A 20,636-nucleotide genomic window follows, 5' to 3' on the forward strand; every position below is an offset into this window, starting at 1 on the left:
CGAAGGGGGACGGCTATGGTGAGGATCGCAATGGCATGCGCCGCGGCGCTGCTGCTGGGCGTTGGTGGCACGGCCACGGCCGCGGTCAAGGACGTCGCCGCCAACGGCTTCAGCATCGAGAACGAACAGGTCGTGCCCGTCGACCAGGTCACGGCCTGGAAGGCGCTGGTCGGCGAGGTCGATCGCTGGTGGCCGAAGGATCACACCTGGTGGGGCAAGGCGTCGCGGCTGTCGATCGAGCCGCGTGCGGGCGGTTGCTTCTGCGAGATCGGTCTGGACGGGCAGCAGCAGGCGCTGCACATGACGGTGAGCTTCGTCGATCCCGGCAAGACCCTGCGCCTGCTCGGCGGGCTGGGCCCGCTGCAGGGCATGGGCTTGAACGGCGCGATGGAGTTCCGGCTGGCGCCCGCCGACGGTGGCGGCACCCGCATCACCCTGGCCTACCGCGCCGGCGGCTACACGCCGGACGACCTGAGCAAGTTCGTGCCGGTGATCGACAAGGTCCAGGGCTTGCAGTTGGGCGGTTTGGCCGACTACCTGCGCAAACCCGAAGCGCGCGGCGGCGCGAACGGCGCCCAGGAGCCGCCTCGTTGAATCCGATCGGCAGCGCCTACCGCACTAGCCACGAACGCGGCGCGACCTTGGCGACCCATCGCCACAGCGCGCCTTACGCCGCGCTGGTGCTGGACGGCGACTACACCGAAGCCAGTCTCGACGGCCCACTGCCGTGCCGGCCCGGCACCCTGGTGCTGCACCCGGCGTTTCACGCCCACGGCGACCGTTTCGGCGGCTTGGGCGCCAGCGCGATCAACATCGAACTCGCGCCCGGCGCGTTCGAGTTGGCCGCCAGCGCCTGGGAAGTGCACGACCTGCGCGAGGCGGTGGAAGTGTTCGAGCGTTGCCCGCAGCGCCTGTCGGAATTGCTGGCCTGCGCGCGCCCGCAGGCCGCGCCGGAGCTGCCCGACTGGCAGGGCGAGCTGTTGCGCGGCATGGCCGAGTCCGAACACGAGATCGCCGTGCTCGCGCGCGGGCTCGGGGTCTCGGCCGAACACGCCAGCCGCGCGCTGAGCCGCAGCTACGGCATGTCGCCGCGCGCGCTGCGCCGCGAAGCGCGCTGGCGCCACGCCCTGCAACTGCTGGGCGGCGCGCTGCCGCTGGCCGAGGTGGCCGCGGCCGCGGGATTCGCCGATCAAAGCCACCTGCACCGCATCGTGGTCGCGCATGCCGGCTGCACGCCGGCGCGGCTGCGCCGCCAGATCAAGTACGTACAAGACCGGCGGCTCGCCATCGCGGCCTAATGGCTCCAACGCGCATCCCCCGCGCTCTGGAGTCTTCGCCATGAAACCTTCCCTGTCGTCCGCCGCGATCGCCGCGCCGCTGCTGCTGGCCTGGGGGCTGGGCGGTGCCGCCGCTCCGCCGGCGCCGTTGCCGGAAACCAGCGGCCCGCTCGCCGCCAAGGCGGTCAGCGACGCTTTGGGCGCCTCCCTGCGCGCCGACGTGCCGACCGCGCTCACCGCCTTGAAGGCGGCGCCGGTCGAGCAGTTCAACGCCAAGGACGCGGCCTTCCGCAGCTGCATGCTGGATCGTCACGAGCGTCGTTCGCCGCCGCCACCCTCGGCCGCCGAGGTCCGCGATCCCTACGCCCGGCGCGTGCTCGAGATTTATCAGCGCTACTGGTGGCTCGCGGTGCGCAATCCGGCCCAGCGTCCGGCCGAGGATGCCAAGCTCAAGGCCGACTTGGCCGCCACGATCGGCGAGAAACCGCCGGCCGACGGCGACGAGGCATTCGATGCGTTGACCGAACGCATCAACGTGAAACTGCGTGCCAGCGGTTTGCATCCTCTGCAGGGCCGCACCCCGCCGCTGTACGACCTGTTCCTGTGGAGCGAGCAGGAGGAGCAGGACCACGTCGTCGCGCTGCCCGGCGGCGAACAGCAACCGGTCAAGGTGTTCGTGATGGACGGCTGGCTCAGCCGCGGCTGGAGCAATTACACCGCCTGCAATCAGACCGGTGCGGCCGGCTGGGCCAATCCCGAGGGGCTGTACGCGGTGCGCGCGGCCTACGGCGATCTCAAGGGCGAGGACTTCCAGGTCAGTTTCCTAGGCCACGAGTCCCAGCACTACGCCGACCTGAAGCGCTGGCCCGACATGCCTCCGTGGACGCTGGAGTACCGCGCCAAGCTGGTCGAGCTGGCCAAGGCCGACGTCACCCGGATCAAGCTGCTCGACCGCTTCTACCGCAGCCAGGACGACGAGCCCGATCACCCGCATCCGTACGCGAACAAGCGCGTGATCGCCGACATGCTGGCCAAGCTGGGTCTGCCGGCCAACGCCGACTTGCGTCAGTCCGATCCCGAAGCGCTGCGCCGCGCCGCGCGCGAGGCGCTGATCGAGGACACCCGCAAGCGCGAGGCCGAATCGCCGGCGGCGGCACCGAAGGGCTGAGATCCCCCTGCGCGGGCGCTAAACTGACGGCATGCAACAAGACTCCTTGTTCGGCCCGGCGCCCGCGGCGCGTTCCGATATCCATCGTTTGTTCTTCGCGCTGATGCCGGACACGGCCACGCGCGAGCGCATCGCCGGCCTCGCGCCGGCCTTGCGCCAGCGGTACCAGGGCGGCGGGCGCCTGATCGGCGCTCACCGCTATCACCTGACCCTGCAGTTCCTCGGCGATTTCGGCGCGCTGCCGCAGGCCATCGCCGAACGCGCCGCCGCGGCCGCGCAGACCCTGCGCCTGCCCGCGTTCGAGCTGTCCCTGGACCGCGCCGGCAGCTTTCGCAACCACGCCATTCCGTGGTGGCTGGGTTGCGAGCACCCCGCACCGGGCCTGACCGAGTTGTGGGAGCGTCTGGGCGTGGCCCTGGCCAAGGCCGGCGTGCGCATCGAATCCGGCCATCGCGCGCATGCGCCGCACGTGACCATCCTGCGCGATGCCGAACGCGCGCTGGCGCCGACGCCGATCGAACCGATCGCGTGGCGGGTGGACCGCTTCGTGCTGGTGCATAGCCTGTTGGCCGCGCAAGGACAGAGTCGCTACGACATCTTGGGCGAGTGGGCGCTCGCGGACGCATGAAGACGCTGGCGCTCGCCGTGCTCGCGGTCGCGATGCTGTCGGCCTGCGGCGCGGACGAAACCTTGCAAGGCCATTGGGTGGTGGACCTGGACGCGACCGTCGCCGAGGCGCGTCGGGGCGGCCGCAGCGAGCGCGAGATCGCGTTTCTGCGCGAGCTCTACGGCCGCGGCCTGCTGGAGATCACCGACGACGCCCTGGTGATGCGCGTGCTCGGCGTGCCCGACGCGGTGGCGCGCAACTACCGCGAGCTCGAGCGCGACGGCGACTGCCACCGTCTGCAGGTGCAGGGCAGCGCGCCCAGTCACCGCTACTGCCTGCGCGACGGCCGCTTGATCGTCGACGATCCCGGTGCCACGCTCAGCCTGGTGTTCAAGCGCCAGTGAGCCACGCCGGCCCCGGGAGCCCGTCATGCCCCAGCACGACCCACGCATCGACGCTTACATCGCCCAGGCCGCCGAGTTCGCCCGGCCCATCCTCGAACAGGTGCGCGGCGTGGTGCATAAGGCCTGCCCGGAGGTCGAGGAAACCCTGAAGTGGGGCATGCCCAGCTTCGTCTACCACGGCCGGATCCTGTGCGGCATGGCCGCGTTCAAGCAGCACGCCAGCTTCGGTTTCTGGCAGGGCGCCCACATCGTCGGGCCGGACGGCCGCAAGGGCGAGGAGGGGATGGGCCAGTTCGGGCGACTGACCCGGCTCGCCGATCTGCCCGGTAAGCGCGAGCTCGGCGGCTACGTCCAACAGGCCATGGCCCTGATCGACGCGGGCGTGAAGCGGCCCACGACCAAGAGCGCGCAACCCAAGCCGCCGCTGGCGGTGCCCGAGGACCTGGCGGCGGCACTGAAGAAGAACGCCCCGGCGCGCAAGACCTTCGAGGCCTTCCCACCCAGCCACAGACGCGAATACGTGGAGTGGATCGTCGAAGCCAAGCGCGAGGCGACCCGGCTCAAGCGCGTGCAGCAGGCCGTGGAATGGCTGGCCGAAGGCAAGCACCGCAACTGGAAGTACATGCAGCGCTGAGTGGGGCCCGCTAGGTTCGCGCGTCGATCGCTGCGCGGCGGTCGCGTCGAAGCGTATCGGTCACGGAGCGGTCGGCGGCGTCATGCGCAGCACGGCATGCAGGCCGTAGTGGTCCGATGCCCACACGCCGTCCGCATCCGGTGCGTCGAACAGAATCTCGGCCTGGCTGGGCGCGAACGCGTCGGGCTGGTACCAGACGTGGTCGATGCGCAGCGGCGCGTACTGATTGAGGTTGAGCGTGCTGTGCTCGCGGGCGTCGTCGGCGATGTCCGGATGCAGCGCGCCGTAGGCGTTGCGGAAGCGGCGGCCGAACTCGGCGAACTCGGGCGCATGCTCGGGGGCGTTGAAATCGCCGGCGACCAGGCTGGGAGCGCCGCCGGCCGTGGCGTCGATATAGGCCAGCAGATCGTCGATCTGGCGCCGACGGATCGCGCCGCCTTCGGGCTTGTAGTGCAGGTGGGTGGCGTAGACGTTGACTACGCGACCGTTCACCTCGATGCGGGCGTGGGCGACGGTGCGGTAGTCGTCGGCGGGCTGCAAGGGCTTCCAATCGAACGCCAGCAGCGGGCGACGGCTCAGGATCGCGTTGCCGTAGCGGCGCGCCGCGTCGGTGGCGTCGACCGAGACGAAATAGGCGCGGTAGCCCAGCGCATCGGCCAGGGTCTGGGCCTGGTTGGGCAGGGTCTGGTGTTGCAGCACTTCCTGCAGCGCGATCACGTCGGGCTGCAGGCGGCGCAGTTCGACCACGATCTGGCGTTGGCGCGCCGGCCAGTCGCTCTTGTCGTGCCAGAGGTTGAGGGTAACGACCGAAAGCCCGCCGTCGGCGGGCGCCGCTTGCGGGCGCGCCTGCGGTTCGGCGGCCGGCGATGGCGCGGCCGCCAGCATCGCCAGCAGGGCGACGCCGCCCAGCAGCCGCGCGGCCAGGCGCCGCGACGCCGGCCCGCCGATCATCCGCGCGCTCAGCGCGGCACCGTCGCGATGCGCAGCACCGGATACAGGCGGTAGCTGTCGTCCCAGGACGAGTGGCGGCGGTAGAAGAACTCCAGGCGCGCCTGCGCATCCTTGGCGAAGGCCGGATCGGACTTCAGCTTCTGCTCGAACGCGGCCTTGAGCTTGGGATCGGCGGCGAGCATCTCGCGCGCGACTTCCTCGGCCACGTAGTCCTCCATGTACTCCTTGCGCTCGAAGGCGTTGTTGAACTCGCCCCAGGCCGCCAACGCGTCCGGCGCCTGCGGTTCCAGCAGGGCCATGGCCAGGCGCGCCTTGGGCTGGGCGATCGGCACGAACAGGGCGCCGGCGCCGACGTTGCGCAGTTCCGGCTTCCACTCGCCGGTGGCGGTGAGGCGTTGGTGGCCTTCCACCGACTGCGCGCCGAATTCGGCCTTGTCGGCGCGGAAGGTCTCGACCCGTGCCTTGGGCAGCGCGCCGTCGAGGCGACGGTAGGCGACGCCGTGCTGGTCGAGCTTGGCCGCGACCCAGGCCGCGTGCGCGGCCGGCACCAGGTAGCCGCCGCGCGGCGCCTTGACCGTGAGGCTGGGCTGGACGTCGTCCTTCATCGGGATGTTCCAGACCTGCGGCGTGGTCTCGTCGTAGCGCGTCATCAGCGCGCCGGAGATCTCCGAGGGCGTGCGCGTGTAGGCGTAGCCGCGGAAGGCGACGGTGCGGGTCTTGGGGCCGGCCTTGTAGTCCAGCGCCACCGGCTGACCGCCGAGCTTGGTCGCACGCTGATCGGCGGCGGCGGTTTCGCGCCGCCAGGCCGCGCCCTGCGCGCCGACCAGTTCCATCAGCGCGACCACGGTGTTGCGGGTGATGCGCACGCGGGTCGGGTAGTCCTTCCAGGAATGGGTTTCGACCAGCATGGCCAGGCGGTTGCGCAGCTGGAAATAGCCGTGCGAGAAGCGCGGCGGAGCGACGCCGTCCTCGAAGCCGGAGCTGGGATCGTCGTTCTGCACGAACGAGGGGTAGTAGGGCAACGGCAGCGAACCCTGCGCGGCCAGGCGCTGGATCACGCCGTCGCGTAGCGCGGTGCCGGCCTTGCGCAATGCGGCGTCGCCCGACTTCACCGGCTCGACCTGGATCGACACGTCGTGCTCGAACTTGGCGCCGTCGGTCACGTGCAGATCGACGTAGACCAGCGGGTCCCAGGCGTCGACCAGCTTGAGCATGGACTGCATCTCGATGCTGTCGGCCTTGAGGTAGTCGCGGTTGAGGTTGTAGTTTTGGGCGGTGGTGCGCCAGCCCATTTCCTCGGGGCCGCGCTGGTTGGGGCGGTTCCAGCGCGCGAAGCGCTCGTGGCCGTCGACGTTGAACACCGGCACGAACAGCAGCACCTGCCTGGCCAGCGCGCCGGGCGCGGCGGCGCCGTCCAGGGCCTCGCGCAGGGCCAGGAAACCGGCGTCCTTGCCGTCGATCTCGCCGGAATGGATGCCGCCCTGGACCAGCATCACCGGCAGGTTCTTGGCCTTGGCCGCCTGCGGGGTGAACGCGCCGGCCGGCGACACGATCAACACCTTCATCGGCCGGCCCTCGGGCGAGGTGCCGAAATCGGCGCAGCGCACCGCGTCCGGATAACGCAGCGCATAGGCCTCGCACAGCGAGATCACTTCGTCGTAGCGGCCGGTCTTGGTGAAGCCGCTGCGTTCGGCGACGGTGCTCAGCGAGGTGTCTGCGGCGGCGACGGGCAGGGCGCTGGCGAGCAGCGCGGCGAGCAAGAGCGTGCGGGTCATGCGGGGTCTCTCTCCCAGGTCTGCCCGCATGGTAACGGAGCCTCCGGGCCAAGGCTGTGCACGGTTGGCACACTGCTGACAAGCGGCGTCAGCACATTCGAAACGCAAGGCGCGCGCTCCACGCGGCTGCGTACGGACCGAGGCCTGGCTTAGACTGCTCGGCCGTCTCCAGGGATGTCCGCATGTACGCGCTCTACTACTCTCCCGGCGCCGCCAGCCTGGTCGTGCATTGGTTGCTGATCGAGCTGGATCAGCCGCACGAGCTGCGTCTGACCGACATCGACAGCGGCGCGCACAAACGCGCGGACTATCTGGCCCTGAATCCGGCCGGCCGCATTCCGACCCTGCTGGTCGATGGCCAGCCGCTGCACGAGACCTGCGGCCTGTTGCTGCTGCTCGGCGACCGCCATCCCGAGTCCGGCTTCGCGCCCGCGCCCAGCGATCCGCGCCGCGGCGCTTACTACCAGTGGATGCTGTACCTGGCCAACGCGGTGCAATCGCCGCTGCGGTTGTGGTGGTACCCGGGCGACGTCGGCGCCGATCCCGAAGCCGTGCGCGCGGGCGTGCGCGAGCGCGTCGAGGCGGCCTGGCAGCACATCGACGCGCACCTGGCCGCACATGGCCCCTATCTGCTGGGCGAGGGCCCGGGCATCGCCGATTTCTACCTGACCATGCTGATGCGCTGGACCCGCAACATGCCGCGCCCCGGCCACGACTGGCCGCACTTGGGCGAGCTGGCCCGACGCATGAAGGCGCGGCCCTCGTTCCGCACCTTGTACGAGCGCGAAGGCCTGAGCGAATGGGCTTGATCGCCTAGGCCCCAGCGGCGCCCGGCTGTGCCGTATCTGGCCGCCGGCGACGCCGGCACGGGCTCCCGGGCGAGCGGCCGGTGCGGCCCCCGCCGGCCCGGCCGCGACGATCGGTTAGGCTTAGCGGACCGCAACCGCAGGACCGCCCGTAGATGAGCCAAGCCGCCACCGCCCGCGCCGATTCGCAGGGGCGCATGCCCCGCCAGATCGCCTACATCATCGGCAACGAGGCGGCCGAGCGCTTCAGCTTCTACGGCATGCGCAACATCCTGACCTCGTTCCTGGTCGGGACCCTGTTGCTGGCGTCCACCTCCGACCTGGCCGAGCGCGAGCACCTGGCCAAGGAGGTGTTCCACAGCTTCATGATCGGCACCTACTTCTTCCCCTTGCTGGGCGGCTGGCTGGCCGACCGCTATTTCGGCAAGTACAACACCGTCATCTGGTTCTCGCTGATCTACTGCGCCGGCCACGCCTGCCTGGCCCTGTTCGAGCACAGCCAGACCGGCTTCTACACCGGTTTGTTCCTGATCGCGTTCGGCGCCGGCGGCATAAAACCGCTGGTGGTGTCCTTCGTCGGCGACCAGTTCGACCAGAGCAACAAGGCCAAGGCCAAGCTGGTGTTCGACGCGTTCTACTGGACGATCAACTTCGGCTCGCTGTTCGCGTCCTTGCTGATGCCGATCTTCCTGCGCGAGTACGGCCCCAGCGTCGCCTTCGGCATCCCCGGCGCGCTGATGTTCCTGGCCACCCTGATCTTCTGGCTCGGCCGCCACCGCTACGTGCGCGTGCCGCCGACCCGCGACACGCCCGATCCGGATTCGTTCTTCAACGTCGCCCGCACCGCTCTGACCACGTCGGCGCCGGGGCAGGGCAACCCCGGCGCGATCGTCGCCTGCCTGGGCGTGGCCCTGGCGCTGGCCGCGGCCTCGCTGAGCTTCGTGCCGGCGATGGGCTTCGTCAAAAGCGTGTGCCTGGCGCTGGGCCTGCTGATCGGCTTCGGCGGCTACGGCATCTCGCTGCAGCTGGACCGCGCGCGCGGCAAGCATTCGGCGGTGGCGGTGGACGGCGTGCGCGCAGTGCTGCGCATCGTGATCGTGTTCGCCCTGGTCACCCCGTTCTGGTCGCTGTTCGACCAGAAGGCCTCGACCTGGGTGCTGCAGGGCCAGAAGATGGTGGTGCCCACCGACCTGTGGTGGTGGCCGACCTGGCTGATCTCCGGCGAAGGCGGCGCGCGCGCCGCGGCCTCGCAGATGCAGGCGATCAATCCCTTGCTGGTGATGCTGCTGATTCCGTTCAACAACCTGCTGCTGTACCCGGCGCTGCGCCGGGTCGGCCTCAACCCGACGCCGCTGCGGCGCATGGGCTTCGGCATCGCGATCTCCGGCCTGTCCTGGATCGTCGCGGCGGTGCTGCAGCTGTACCTGGACGCCGGCCACCCGATGTCGCTGTCCTGGCAGATCCTGCCCTACATCCTGCTGACCCTGGGCGAGGTGCTGGTGTCGGCGACCGCGCTGGAGTTCGCCTACAGCCAGGCGCCGCAGTCGATGAAGGGCGTGATCATGGCGCTGTGGTATCTCACCAGCACCTTCGGCAACCTGTGGGTGATGCTGACCAACGCGGCGGTGCGCAACGCCTCGGTGACCGCTCACATCGCCGGCACGGGCCTGAGCGAAAATGCCTTCCTGATGTTCTTCTTCGCCGGATTCGCCTTCGTTGCGGCGGCCGCGTTCGGGCTGTACGCGCGGCGCTATCCGATGCAGGACCATTACCGAGCCGCCTGACGCAACACCGCGAGACCCGACCCGATGCTGACCTTCGTCCTGATCGCCGCGACCATGCTGGTGTCGTGGCTGGCGTTCGAGAATCCCAAGCTGAAACAGCGGCTGATCCTGTGGCCGCCCGCGGTGGAGCGCCGTCATCAGTACGACCGCCTGCTCACCCACGGCTTCGTCCACGCCGATTGGCAGCATCTGTTGTTCAACATGCTGACGCTGTACTTTTTCGGGCGTGGGCTCGAAGGCCTCATGACGCAGCTGGTCGGCCCCGTCGTGTTCGTGTTTTTCTATCTGTCGGCGATCGTCGTGGCGATCCTGCCCAGCTATCTGCGCCATCGGCGCGACGCCAACTACAGCAGCCTGGGTGCGTCCGGCGGCGTGTCGGCGGTGCTGTTCGCCTCGATCCTGCTGCAGCCCTGGACCCTGGTCTTCATCCCGATCCCGATGCCGGCGATCGTATACGCGGTGGGCTACGTGGCGTATTCGTTCTGGATGGACAAGCGCGGTGGCGACGGCATCAACCACAGCGCCCATCTGTCGGGCGCGATCTACGGCGTGCTGTTCATGCTGCTGATGGAGCCGCGCGTGGGCCCGTACTTCCTGCAGCAGCTAAGCAACCCTCAGTTCCGCTGATCGCGCCCTTCCCCTAAGACGGGGTTCAGGCGGCCCAGCGGCTCTCGATGCGGGGCAGGGCGTCCAGTTCCGGAATGGTCTCGCCGTAGGCTTCGGCCAGGCGGCCGTAGATGGCGGCGTCTAGCTGCATCAGCTCCTGGGCATCGCCTTCGCCGGTACGGACCAGCTCGTACATGCGGGTGACCAAAGCGTCGTCGCTGACGGTATTCATGGGTAGGTTCATGGACATGCGCCTTCTCCTCTCACTTTCCCTTTCTGGTAACGGAAAGAACGCAGAAACCATGCCAGCGTTTGTGGCGGCTATCACCCGGAAAATGTGACGTACGGTGTCAACGCTGGCCGTTCAGGGCCGGCCGGGGCTGACGCGCTGGGGCGGCCGGGCGGGGCGTCGCTCACCCGGCTTGAATGCCCGCCGTGCTACCACCGATACAGCGGTGGCACCGCGCCGCCGCCCCCTCGGAGACCCCACAGGAGGCAAGGCATGGCGACCAAGAAAGCCGCCAAGACCGTCAAGAAGGCGCCCGCCCGCAAGGCGGCGGCCAAGAAAACGGTACGCAAGACCGCCGCGCGCAAGGTGCCGGCCCGTAAGACCGCGAAGAAGGCGGCCAAGAAGACGACCCAGCAGGTCGTCAAGAAAGCGGTCAAGCAGGCTGCGAAGAAGGCGGTGAAGAAGGCCGCGAAGAAGACCGCGAAGCCGGCGGCCAAGAAGGTCGCGGCCAAGCAGGCGGCGAAGAAGGTCGTCAAGCGCAGCGCGGGCAAGGTCGCCACGGCGCGGCCGTCGGCCAAGCCGGCGCCGGCCAAGAAAGTCGTCAAGCCGGTCGTGGCCAAGAAGACCGCCGCCAAGTCCGCGTCCGCGAAGCCGGCCGTCGCCAAGCAGCCGGTGGCCGTGCCGCGGCCCGCCGTCGTCCGGCCCACGCCGCAACGCAGCCCGGTGGCTGCGCCGGCCCAGTCCAAGCCCACGCGCGCCGCGCCGGCGGCCAAGGCCGCCGCGAAGCCGCGCGCCGAGCCAGCGGTCACCGCACCCGCCGCGACCTCGGCCGTTGCCGTGCCGGCGCTGGGCGCAGCCAAGCCGGCCGCGCGCACGCCGGTCGGGAAACCGATGGCGGCCTCCGCGCCGGTGCCGGCGGCCGCGCCGCGCAGCGCCGCCGCGCAGGCCAAGGAGGCTGCAGCGGAGGCCGAACGCAGCCGCCCGATCACCCCCGAGCAGGCCCTGGCCAATACCCGCCAATTGTTGGAGGCCAAGCAGGAACACGACCGCCAGCCGCCGCCCTGGCAGCACCTGGATCCGCAGCACGGCCAGGCCCCGCAGCAGGGCAGCGAGTCGCCGGGCGCCGCCGCCAAGGCCGAGGAACTGCACGCCGCCGAGAGCCGCATGCAGGCGATCCAGGGCAGCATCGGCACCCAGGATCGACGCAACCAGGGCAAGCGCGATAATCGCTGACCCGAGCACCGCGCCGGGCCCGCCATGCGCGGGCCCGGCGCCCCCCACCAGGAACCGCCATGCCCGATATCCACCACGACGCTCCCAGCGGCCGCTTCTCGACCACGGTCGACGGCGAGCTCGCCTACCTGGACACCCGCCTGGACGGCCACCATCTGGTGATTACCCACACCTGGGTGCCGGAGGTGATCGGCGGGCGCGGCATTGCCGGCGGTCTGGTCCGGGCGGCGTTCGAACATGCCCGTGCCGCTGGCCTCAAGGTCCGGCCGGCCTGCTCCTACGCGGCGGCCTGGATCGAGCGCCATCCTGAATTTTCCGACCTGCTGGGCTGAGCCCGACGCTGCACCGCGGCCCAAGGTGTGACAGCATGCGCGCCCGTCCCAGACCGGCGCGCCCCGCGTCCGATTCCGCATGCGCCTGAACAAACACATCAGCGACACCGGCCACTGCTCGCGCCGCGAGGCCGACCGCCTCATCGCCGAGGGCCGGGTGGCCGTGAACGGCGTGCGCGCCCGGATCGGCGCCGAGGTCGGCGAGGACGACGAGGTCCTGGTCGACGGCCAGAAGCTGCGCACCCGCGTGGCCATCAAGGGCCAGCGCCAGCACGTCTACATCGCCCTCAACAAGCCGACCGGGGTGACCTGCACCACCGAGTCCACGGTCAAGGGCAACATCGTCGACTTCGTCGGCCACGAGCGCCGGATCTTCCCGATCGGGCGCCTGGACAAGGAGTCCGAGGGCCTGATCCTGCTGACCAGCAACGGCGACATCGTCAACGAGATCCTGCGCGCCGAGAACAAGCTGGAGAAGGAATACCTGGTGGCGGTGAACCACGAGGTCACCCCCGAGTTCCTGCGCGGCATGAGCCGCGGCGTGCCGATCCACGGCCAGACCACGCTGCCGTGCAAGACCGGCAAGCTCAACCGTTTCGGTTTCCGGATCGTGCTGGTGCAGGGCTTGAACCGGCAGATACGCTTGATGGCCGAGCACTTCGGTTTCCGGGTCAAGCAGCTGATGCGGGTGCGCATCGGTAACGTCAAATTGGCATACCTCAAGCCCGGCCAGTGGCGCAATCTGACCGACGCCGAACTGCAGGGGCTGCTGCCGCACCGCAGCCAGTGGTGATCGGCCGTCGTACCTAGCGCGAATTCGGCGAGCTTGTGCATGCGGGCATCACGGTTTCGACGATAATGTCCGCGGGAACACCAAAGGATTGCCCCATGAAGTCCGTTATCGCCCGGCGCGCCGTCGCCGTCACTGTGCTTTGTCTGGCCATGGCCGCGTGCAAGCGCGAGGCCGCCGCCCCGACCACGGCCGCCGCGCCGGGCACGACGCCCGCGGCCGCCACGCCCGCGGCCGTGCCCGCCGTCGAACTCAAGGACGTGGTCGAGACCACGCCCGATTACATCATCGGCATCAGCTACCAGACCCCGGCGGCCAAGTACCCGGGCCTGGCGGCCGAGCTCAAGCGCTATGCCGACGCCGCGCGCACCGACCTGATCGAAGCCGCGCAGGCGCGCAAGAAGGGCGAGGGCAGCGCGCCCTACGACCTGTCGCTGAACTTCACCGAGGTGCTGGATTCGCCGACCCTGGTGGCGGTGGCCGCCGAGGGCAGCAGCTACACCGGCGGCGCCCACGGCTCGCCGCTGATCGCGCGCTTCGTGTGGCTGCCGCAGCAGAACCAGATGCTCAAGGCCACCGACCTGGTGCCCGACAAGAAGGGCTGGGATGCGATTTCGCGCTACGTGCGCGAGCAACTGCATTCGGCGCTGTCGCAGCGCGTCGACGCCGACGACCTGGCCCCGGCCGAGCGCGCCGAGGTGGTCGAAAGCGCCGGCCGCATGATCGACGACGGCACCGACGCCGACCCAGCCAACTTCGCTCTGTTCGAGCCGGTGGTCGCGCCGGACGGCAAGCTGAGCGCATTGCGCTTCGTGTTCGCGCCCTACGAGGTCGGTCCGTACTCCGACGGCACCCAGACCGTGGAAGTGCCGGCCAGCGTGCTGCTGCCCTACGTGGCACCGACGTACAAGGCGCTGTTCGCGGGAAGCTAGGAACGAGTAGCGAGTAACTAGCAACTAGTGGCGATAGGTGGGAGTAAGCACACAGGCACGGCCTTTACTCGTTCCTGTTTAATCTCCACTCGTTGCTAGCTTTCAGCTGGATCGGAGCCACCATGCCCGCCACCTTGCGCAATCGGGTCGTCGCTCTATTGGCGCTAGCCGACGTCCAGGTCGATGGCGACCGTCCCTGGGACATCCAGGTCGACGACGAGCATTTCTATTCGCGCGTGATCGCGCAGGGTTCGCTCGGCCTGGGCGAGTCCTACATGGACGGCTGGTGGCGCTGCGCATCGCTGGACGGGATGCTGTACCGGCTGCTGCGCGCGCATGTGGACGAACGCGTGCACGGCTGGAGCGCGTTGTTCGACGGCCTGCGCGCGCACCTGATCAATCTGCAAAGCCGCAAGCGCGCGTTCGCGGTGGGCGAGCGTCATTACGACCTGGGCAACGACCTCTACCGCGCCATGCTGGGGCGGCGCATGGTCTACAGCTGCGGCTACTGGCGCGATCGCGGGGGCGCGCCGCTGCAGGACCTGGACCTGGCCCAGGAGGCCAAGCTGGACCTGGTCTGCCGCAAGCTCGGTCTGGCGCCGGGCATGCGCGTGCTCGACATCGGTTGCGGCTGGGGCGAGGGCCTGAAGTTCGCCGCCGAACGCTACGGCGTGAGCGGCGTGGGCGTGACCATCTCGCGCGAACAGGCCGAGTACGCGCGCGAGCTGTGCGCCGGGCTGCCGGTGGAGATCGCGCTGCAGGACTACCGCGATCTGCAGGGCGATGCGCTGGGCGGCGGCCGCGCCGACGGCCGTTTCGACCGGGTGTTCTCGCTGGGCATGTTCGAGCACGTCGGCGTGCGCAACTACGCGATCTATTTCGACGCCGCGCGGCGCGCGCTCAAACCCGACGGCCTGTTCCTGCTGCACACCATCGGCGGCAACCATTCGGTCACCCATACCGATCCCTGGATCGGCAAGTACATCTTCCCGAATTCCATGCTGCCCTCGGCGCGCCAGATCGCCGAAGCGGTCGAGCAGCGCTTCGTGATCGAGGACTGGCATAACTTCAGCGCCGACTACGACCTGACCTTGCAGGCCTGGCGCGCCAACGTCGAGCGCGCCTGGCCGGAGCTGGACGCGCGCTACGACGAACGCTTCCGGCGCATGTGGCGCTTCTACCTGGCCGGCGCCATGGCTAGCTTCCGCAGCCGCCACGCCCAGTTGTGGCAGCTGGTGCTGTCGCCGGAGGGCGTGCCGGGCGGCTACGTCGCGCCTCGCTGAAGGCGAGGAGTGAGCGTAGAGGAGTGAGAAGTGAGCGTAATGCTTTTGCTCACTTCTCACTTCTCACTTCTCACTTCTCACTTCTCACTTCTCACTTCTTACTTCTTACTTCTTACTTCTTACTTCTGTTCCAACGCCAGCTTGCTGTGCCGAATGCCGTAGCCGAAATACACCAGCAGGCCCAGCGACAGCCAGATCAGGAAGATCAGCCAGGTGATCGCCTGCAGCTCCGACAGCAGCCAGATCGAGAAGGCGATGCCGATGATCGGGATCAGTGGGACTAGCGGAGTGCGGAAGGAGCGCTCCAGGTTCGGCTTGCGCACGCGCAGCAGCCACACCGAGGCGCAGATCACGATGAAGGCCGAGAGCACGCCGATATTGACCAGCTTGGCGACCTCGCCGATCGGCAGCAGGCCGGCGACCAGGGCGGTGAACACGCCCAGCACCACGGTCGGGCGGTGCGGGGTGCCATAGCGCGGGTGGATCTTGGCGAACCAGGCCGGCAGCAGGCCGTCGCGCGACAGCGAGAACCAGATCCGCGCCGCGCCCAGCATGAAGGCGAACAGCACGCTGGCGATGCCGACCACGGCCGAGAAGGCGATGGTCTTGGCGATCCAGGGCAGGCCCAGCGCCGCGAACGCGTCCGACACCGGCGCATCGCCGCCCAGGGTGGAGTAATGGGCGATGCCGGTCAGCACCAGCGAGACCGCCAGGTACAGAATCATCGACACGCCCAGCGACAGCAGCACCGCGCGCGGCAGATCGCGCTGCGGGTTCTTGGATTCCTCGGCCGCGGTGGTCAGGGTGTCGTAGCCGAACACCGCGAAGAACACCACCGCCGCGGCGGTACCGACGCCGGCGAAACCGAAGTGGCCGACGCCGTCGGCGCCGATCACGCGCTCGGGAATGAACGGCGTCCAGTTGGCGGTGTCGATGTAGAACACGCCCACGCCGATCACCAGCAGCACCGCCAGCACCTTGATCGCCACGATCAGGGTGTTGAAGCGCGCGCCCCATTCGGTGCGGAACACCAGCAGGGCCGAGACGGCCAAGGTGACGGCGGCCGCGATCACGTTGAACACGCGGCCTTCGCCGGTGCCGATCGCGCCCTGCGCCCACACCGGCAGATGGATGCCCATGCCTTCCAGCAGCACCTGCACGTAGCCGGACCAGCCTATCGCCACCACCGCCACGATCAGCGCGTACTCCAGCAGCAGGTCCCAGCCGATCAGCCAGGCCGGCAATTCGCCCAGGGTCGCGTAGCTGTAGGTGTAGGCGCTGCCGGTGACCGGAATCATGCCGGCGAACTCGGCGTAGCACAGCGCCGCGGCGGCGCTGGCGATGCCCGCGATCAGGAACGACAGCGCGACCGCGGGGCCGGCGTTCTCGGCGGCCTGATGGCCGGCCAGCACGAACACGCCGACGCCGATGATGCCGCCGATGCCGATCGCGGTGAGCTGCCACAGGCCCAGCACGCGCCGGAAATCCGATCGCTTGCCGATATCGGCCTGAAGTTGCTCCACCGACTTGTGCCGCAAGATACGCGCCAACAGGCTCATCCGCTGTCCTCCCCAGTGATCGCCGCATCATAGCCGCTGTCGCCCCGGACGGTGGCGCATGGGCGGTTCGATACGGCCAGAGCCCGCGCGTCACAGCCGCGTCGCCGCCGCGTTTTTCCTGTCACCACGCCAACAGGCGCACCACAGGAGAGATTCGAATGAGTATCCGCTGGAACCGCACCTTTTCCGACCTGATCCGGCGCAGTCGTCCGGCGTATTGGGGCAACTGGGCGCTCAATGCGCAGATCCGGCCCGGCGCGGTGGGCATCGTCGATGCCGAAACCGGCGACTTCCGCCTGGTCCGGGAGCAGCTGCCCAATGTCGAGCTGCTGCACACGGCCACTTCGAGCTCCTGGCAGCTGATGTCCGAGCGCGTCTCGCGCACCGAGGCCAGCGTCGACGTGAGCGCCGAGGCCACCGATCCGGATTCGGGCATCAAGGGCGAGGCCGGGCTGGAGGTGAGCTGGTCGATGGCCAACAGCAACTCGATCGCCTCGGAGTTCTCGCTGCGCCAGGAGTCCTTCCTGCGCGATCTCACGGTGGTCGAGCGCAGCGTCGATTGGCTGGCCGAGCAGGCGCAGTCGGTCGGCTTCGGCGGCAACGGCCAGATCGCCCAGGGCTTCGGCGTGGTCACCAATGTGATCTTCGCCAACAGCGGCCTCAATGTGGGCTCGCAGTCCAGCGACGCTTCGTTCTCGATCGCCGGCCGCGCCAGCGCGGTCCAGGAGATGCTGGGCGGCGCCAGCGGCAAGGGCTCGTTCAGCTCGATCCGCAAGGCCCGCGACGTCGACCGCCACCTGTGGCCGGACCAGGCCAACACCCGTCCGGTCGAGCCGGTGCCGATCGCGTACTCGTTCGCGTCCTTCGACGGCCGTCTGCTGATGCCCAACTGGATCGGCAAGCTCGGCGGCTTCCAGATCTTCTTCAACAACCGTCCGGGCAGCACCTACATCACCCGCATCCTGCTGACCTACAACACGCCCAGCGGCCCGCGCCGCGAGCAGTTCGAGATCAGCGGCGGGCTGTCGCGCACGATCGGCAACATCCCGCTCGACGCCACCGACCTCAACCTCGACGTGACCTTCGTCGGCATGATCAATTCCGATCGTTACCGCCGCCATTGGGCGCGCCCGCTGGGGCAGTGGTTGACCGGCCAGCGCCATGTCGAGATGTCGGGCGTGTGGCCCGGCGCCACCCACTTCTCGGTGCTCGAAGAGTGATCGCCGCCGCGGCCGCCACGGCGGCCGCGGCTTACTCCGCCCACATCCGCGCAAGGGCGCCGCGCGCCCGGAGCCATCCGCATGACTTACACCTACGTCAACGAAATCAGCGCCAAGAAGATCTCCAAGCTCGGCGATCCGGTCACCGCCGAGGCCCGGCTGCAGGCCATCGACACCCTGTGCACCGAGACCGAGCCCACCGAAGGCGATCAGGTCAACCAGTGGCTGCTGGTGCTGAAGCAGAACGGGATCGTCGCCCAGAAATGGAAGAGCAGCCTCAACGGCATCGAGATCTATCCCGGCGGCAAGCGCAGCGAGGACCGTCTGGCGATCACCGTGGCCGACGGCACGGTGACCGCGGTCAACGCCTGGATCAGCGAACACTGAGGCACGCGCGGCCCGGCGCGAGGCCGGGCCGCAGGGGCAGGGCCGTCCGCGTGCGCAGGCGTTGTCGCCGCCGGCGCGCGCGGCCGGCGCGGAATGCGCCGGCGGTCGCAGTCCGGCGATCGCGGGCATGGACGGTCAAGTGCGCGCAATGTTCGGCCGCGAGCATGGCGGTGCCGGCACGCAGGGGCGCCGGTCTTCCCCCACGCCCGAGGTTGTCCGCCATGACCCCGCATTGCACTAAGCTGGCCCGACTGTTCGGCGCCGTGCTGTTGGCCGCCGTCAGCGCCGCCGCCTGCGCCGAGATGCCCACCGTGACCGACCGCTCGCCCGACCGCGCCGCCGACCGGCACGCGCCCGACCGCCACGGCCTGATCGTGATCGGCCACCGCGGCGCCAGCGGCTACCGCCCCGAACACACCCTGGAGTCCTACCGCCTCGCGATCCGCATGGGCGCCGACTTCATCGAGCCCGACCTGGTCGCGACCCGCGACGGCGTGCTGGTCGCGCGCCACGAGAACGAGATCTCCGGCACCACCGACGTCGCCGCGCATCCCGAGTTCGCCTCGCGTCGCGTCACCAAGACCATCGACGGTGTCGCCGTGACCGGCTGGTTCACCGAGGATTTCACCCTCGCCGAGCTCAAGACCCTGCGCGCCAAGGAGCGCATCCCTGCGATCCGTCCGGCCAACACGCGCTTCGACGGCATGTACCAAATCCCGACCTTCGCCGAGGTGGTGCGCCTGGCCCAGCGCGAGAGCCGCGGCGGCCGCCGCATCGGCATTTATCCGGAAACCAAGCACCCGACCTATTTCGCCCACGAAGGCCGCCGCATCGACGGCACCCCGATCGCGACCTCGCTGGGCGCCAAGCTGATCGAAACCCTGGTGACGGAAGGCTTCACCGATCCGCGCCGCGTCTATATCCAAAGCTTCGAGATCGAGAACCTGATCGAGCTCAAGACCCGGATCATGCCGCGCGCCGGCGTCGACCTGCCGCTGGTGCAGCTGTACGAGGACTTCCAGAGCCGGCGCCCGTACGATCTGGCGTATCACGTCGCGCGCGGCGACGATCTGGGCGCGATCTATGGCGACTTGAACCAGCAGATCGAAGGCGGGCTCGGCGCGAACACGCGCTATGCCGACTTCGCCACCGAGCCGGCGCTGCGCTGGATGAAGGGGCATTACGCCAGCGGCGTCGGCCCGTCCAAGAGCAGCCTGTTGCCGCGCCTGGCACTGGACCCGAAAGTCGACGCCGACGGCGACGGCAAGGCCGAGTTGGGCACGCGCAATACCGGCGTGGTCCATCCCATGCTGGCTTGGGCGCTGAAGGCCGGTTTGGTCGTGCATCCGTATACGGTGCGCGCCGAGGAAGCGTTCCTGAGCCAGGGCCCGAACGGCATCGCCCAGACCGCGCTGGCTGAAGCCGTGCAGCTATACGGCCTGGGCGTGCAGGGCTTCTTCATCGACCAGCCCGACATCGGTGTGGCCGCGCGCGACATCTTCCTCGACCTGCATCGTCCACTGCGCGAGCGGTGAGGGCGGCGCGAACCACCGCGCGGCTTCAGTCGAGGCGGCGGCTCGCTCCTCGGTGCTTGCGTCGCACCGGACCCGACGTGGTCGCGGCACGCGCCGCTCCTACTCCTAGGCGGGGGCGGCTCCGCGTTGCAGGCTTTCTGTGGGAGCGGCGTAAGCCGCGATAGCGCAACTACCGCCACCAGCGCAGTTGTACGCATGACGCGATCGCGGCTTACGCCGCTCCCACAGGAGGCAAAAGGGCGGGCTATTGGCGCGATGCGCGAGTACAGCGTCACGCCGCCAGCGCGAGATCCAAGGTCGCCGCGCAATCGGCTTCCAGCTTCAAGGTCGCGATGTCGTCGGCGCGGGTCACGCCGCGGTTGAGCAGGGCCAGCGGCAGCCCGGCCTCGCGCGCCGCGCGTGCGAAGCGGAAGCCGGAATACACCATCAGCGACGAGCCCACCACCAGCATCGCATCCGAGGCTTGCAGGGCTTCGTGGGCGGCGGCGACGCGCGTGCGCGGCACGTTCTCGCCGAAGAACACCACGTCGGGCTTGAGCAGGCCCGCGCAGACCCCGCAGCGCGGCGGCACGAAATCCTCGAAGCGCACGTCTTCCAGATCGGCGTCGCCGTCGGGCGCGCTGCGCGCGCTCAACGCGGTCCATTCGGGATTGTTCGCCGCCAACTCCTCCTGCACCGCCGCGCGCGAGCGTCGCGCGCCGCAATCCAGGCAGACCGCCTCGTCCAGACGGCCGTGCAGGTCGATCACGTCGGTACTGCCCGCGCGCTGGTGCAGGCCGTCGACATTCTGGGTCAGCAGCCGCGACAGCCCGCCGCGCGCCTGCCAGCGCGCGAGCGCGGCGTGGCCCGCATTCGGCTGCGCGCGCGCGAACCAGGGCCAGCCGACGAAGCTGCGCGCCCAGTAGCGCGCCCGCGTCGCCGCCTCGCCGACGAAAGCCTGATAGGTGACCGGCGGCTTGCGCTGCCATTGGCCGTCTTCGCCGCGGTAATGCGGTATCCCCGAGCCGGTGCTGACGCCGGCGCCGGTAAGCACGAACACGCGACGATGCCCGTCCAACCAATCGCGTAGGGCCTGTGCGGCCGCGTGCGGGTCATGGCGGTCGGAGTCGGGTAGGGTGGTCATG

The 20,636-nt window shown here is 69.3% G+C and carries 22 protein-coding genes; 17 read left to right on the forward strand and 5 right to left on the reverse strand.

All coding sequences use genetic code 11. The annotated features are described in order from the left end of the window. The first annotated feature begins 30 nt into the window (after positions 1-30). From ASE35_RS03830 to ASE35_RS03855, 6 genes are read left to right on the forward strand one after another with little or no spacing between them, the layout of a single operon-like run. Complete coding sequence (locus ASE35_RS03830; RefSeq protein ID WP_057163012.1) at positions 31-594, forward strand: hypothetical protein; 564 nt, start codon at positions 31-33, stop codon at positions 592-594. Then, positions 591-1,298 (forward strand): helix-turn-helix domain-containing protein, encoded by a 708-nt coding sequence (locus ASE35_RS03835; protein WP_057163013.1) that lies wholly within the window; start codon positions 591-593, stop codon positions 1,296-1,298. Before ASE35_RS03830 ends, ASE35_RS03835 begins: the two co-directional genes overlap by 4 nt. A gap of 40 nt (positions 1,299-1,338) precedes the next feature. Continuing rightward, the gene (locus ASE35_RS03840) at positions 1,339-2,445 is read left to right on the forward strand and encodes a hypothetical protein (RefSeq protein ID WP_056174197.1); all 1,107 of its coding nucleotides are present in this window, start codon (positions 1,339-1,341) and stop codon (positions 2,443-2,445) included. A 31-nt stretch (positions 2,446-2,476) separates the two neighbouring features. Further along, positions 2,477-3,073, forward strand: coding sequence for an RNA 2',3'-cyclic phosphodiesterase (gene thpR / locus ASE35_RS03845; protein ID WP_057163014.1), 597 nt, complete (start codon positions 2,477-2,479; stop codon positions 3,071-3,073). Further along, on the forward strand, positions 3,070-3,456 hold the full coding sequence (locus tag ASE35_RS03850; protein WP_057163015.1) for a hypothetical protein: 387 nt from the start codon (positions 3,070-3,072) through the stop codon (positions 3,454-3,456). The genes thpR and ASE35_RS03850 overlap by 4 nt, the downstream gene beginning before the upstream one ends. 25 nt (positions 3,457-3,481) lie before the next feature. Next, positions 3,482-4,090, forward strand: coding sequence for a YdeI/OmpD-associated family protein (locus ASE35_RS03855; protein WP_057163016.1), 609 nt, complete (start codon positions 3,482-3,484; stop codon positions 4,088-4,090). A gap of 60 nt (positions 4,091-4,150) precedes the next feature. On the opposite strand, the gene ASE35_RS03860 is transcribed toward ASE35_RS03855, so the two are convergent. Continuing rightward, positions 4,151-5,041, reverse strand: a complete 891-nt coding sequence (locus tag ASE35_RS03860; RefSeq protein WP_057163017.1) for an endonuclease/exonuclease/phosphatase family protein — start codon at positions 5,039-5,041, stop codon at positions 4,151-4,153. Positions 5,042-5,049: 8 nt separating this feature from the next. After that, positions 5,050-6,846 (reverse strand): M14 family metallopeptidase, encoded by a 1,797-nt coding sequence (locus ASE35_RS03865; protein WP_200956987.1) that lies wholly within the window; start codon positions 6,844-6,846, stop codon positions 5,050-5,052. 152 nt (positions 6,847-6,998) lie between these two features. On the opposite strand from ASE35_RS03865, the gene ASE35_RS03870 reads away from it, so the two are divergent. The 3 genes from ASE35_RS03870 to ASE35_RS03880 all read left to right on the forward strand — a co-directional run bounded on the left by ASE35_RS03870 (position 6,999) and on the right by ASE35_RS03880 (position 10,033). Beyond that, complete coding sequence (locus ASE35_RS03870; protein WP_057159137.1) at positions 6,999-7,625, forward strand: glutathione S-transferase; 627 nt, start codon at positions 6,999-7,001, stop codon at positions 7,623-7,625. Between the two features lie 152 nt (positions 7,626-7,777). Further along, the gene (locus ASE35_RS03875) at positions 7,778-9,406 is read left to right on the forward strand and encodes an oligopeptide:H+ symporter (protein ID WP_057163019.1); all 1,629 of its coding nucleotides are present in this window, start codon (positions 7,778-7,780) and stop codon (positions 9,404-9,406) included. Positions 9,407-9,430: 24 nt separating this feature from the next. Beyond that, entirely contained in the window at positions 9,431-10,033 is a 603-nt protein-coding gene (locus ASE35_RS03880) for a rhomboid family intramembrane serine protease (RefSeq protein WP_057163020.1), read from the forward strand. A 25-nt stretch (positions 10,034-10,058) separates the two neighbouring features. Here ASE35_RS03880 and ASE35_RS03885 read toward each other — a convergent pair whose 3' ends face one another. Next, positions 10,059-10,256, reverse strand: coding sequence for a hypothetical protein (locus tag ASE35_RS03885; protein ID WP_157489254.1), 198 nt, complete (start codon positions 10,254-10,256; stop codon positions 10,059-10,061). A gap of 258 nt (positions 10,257-10,514) precedes the next feature. Here ASE35_RS03885 and ASE35_RS20980 point away from each other — a divergent pair, with 258 nt between their 5' ends. The 5 genes from ASE35_RS20980 to cfa all read left to right on the forward strand — a co-directional run bounded on the left by ASE35_RS20980 (position 10,515) and on the right by cfa (position 14,811). Further along, positions 10,515-11,474, forward strand: coding sequence for a hypothetical protein (locus tag ASE35_RS20980; protein ID WP_057163022.1), 960 nt, complete (start codon positions 10,515-10,517; stop codon positions 11,472-11,474). A 59-nt stretch (positions 11,475-11,533) separates the two neighbouring features. Next, complete coding sequence (locus tag ASE35_RS03895; RefSeq protein ID WP_057159140.1) at positions 11,534-11,806, forward strand: GNAT family N-acetyltransferase; 273 nt, start codon at positions 11,534-11,536, stop codon at positions 11,804-11,806. A 79-nt stretch (positions 11,807-11,885) separates the two neighbouring features. Beyond that, positions 11,886-12,599, forward strand: coding sequence for a pseudouridine synthase (locus ASE35_RS03900; protein ID WP_056174219.1), 714 nt, complete (start codon positions 11,886-11,888; stop codon positions 12,597-12,599). Between the two features lie 95 nt (positions 12,600-12,694). Next, positions 12,695-13,528 carry a DUF3298 and DUF4163 domain-containing protein gene (locus ASE35_RS03905; RefSeq protein ID WP_200943934.1) on the forward strand — a complete coding sequence of 278 codons (834 nt, stop codon included), beginning with the start codon at positions 12,695-12,697 and terminating at the stop codon, positions 13,526-13,528. Positions 13,529-13,650: 122 nt separating this feature from the next. Then, positions 13,651-14,811: a cyclopropane fatty acyl phospholipid synthase gene (gene cfa, locus ASE35_RS03910; protein WP_057159141.1), complete on the forward strand. Its 1,161-nt coding sequence runs from the start codon at positions 13,651-13,653 to the stop codon at positions 14,809-14,811. A gap of 119 nt (positions 14,812-14,930) precedes the next feature. On the opposite strand, the gene ASE35_RS03915 is transcribed toward cfa, so the two are convergent. Next, entirely contained in the window at positions 14,931-16,370 is a 1,440-nt protein-coding gene (locus tag ASE35_RS03915) for an amino acid permease (protein WP_056174223.1), read from the reverse strand. A 158-nt stretch (positions 16,371-16,528) separates the two neighbouring features. On the opposite strand from ASE35_RS03915, the gene ASE35_RS03920 reads away from it, so the two are divergent. The 3 genes from ASE35_RS03920 to ASE35_RS03930 all read left to right on the forward strand — a co-directional run bounded on the left by ASE35_RS03920 (position 16,529) and on the right by ASE35_RS03930 (position 19,512). After that, positions 16,529-17,590 carry a hypothetical protein gene (locus ASE35_RS03920; protein WP_200943935.1) on the forward strand — a complete coding sequence of 354 codons (1,062 nt, stop codon included), beginning with the start codon at positions 16,529-16,531 and terminating at the stop codon, positions 17,588-17,590. Between the two features lie 81 nt (positions 17,591-17,671). After that, positions 17,672-17,977 (forward strand): hypothetical protein, encoded by a 306-nt coding sequence (locus ASE35_RS03925; RefSeq protein ID WP_056174225.1) that lies wholly within the window; start codon positions 17,672-17,674, stop codon positions 17,975-17,977. A 221-nt stretch (positions 17,978-18,198) separates the two neighbouring features. Next, positions 18,199-19,512 carry a glycerophosphodiester phosphodiesterase family protein gene (locus tag ASE35_RS03930; protein ID WP_200956184.1) on the forward strand — a complete coding sequence of 438 codons (1,314 nt, stop codon included), beginning with the start codon at positions 18,199-18,201 and terminating at the stop codon, positions 19,510-19,512. A 271-nt stretch (positions 19,513-19,783) separates the two neighbouring features. Here the strand turns inward: ASE35_RS03930 and ASE35_RS03935 are convergent, their stop codons facing one another. After that, a complete protein-coding gene (locus tag ASE35_RS03935) occupies positions 19,784-20,635 on the reverse strand; it encodes an NAD-dependent protein deacetylase (RefSeq protein ID WP_057163415.1) in 852 nt (283 codons plus the stop codon). Position 20,636: the final 1 nt, after the last annotated feature.

This window comes from Lysobacter sp. Root916 (assembly GCF_001429785.1).
Classification (GTDB): Bacteria; Pseudomonadota; Gammaproteobacteria; order Xanthomonadales; family Xanthomonadaceae; genus Lysobacter.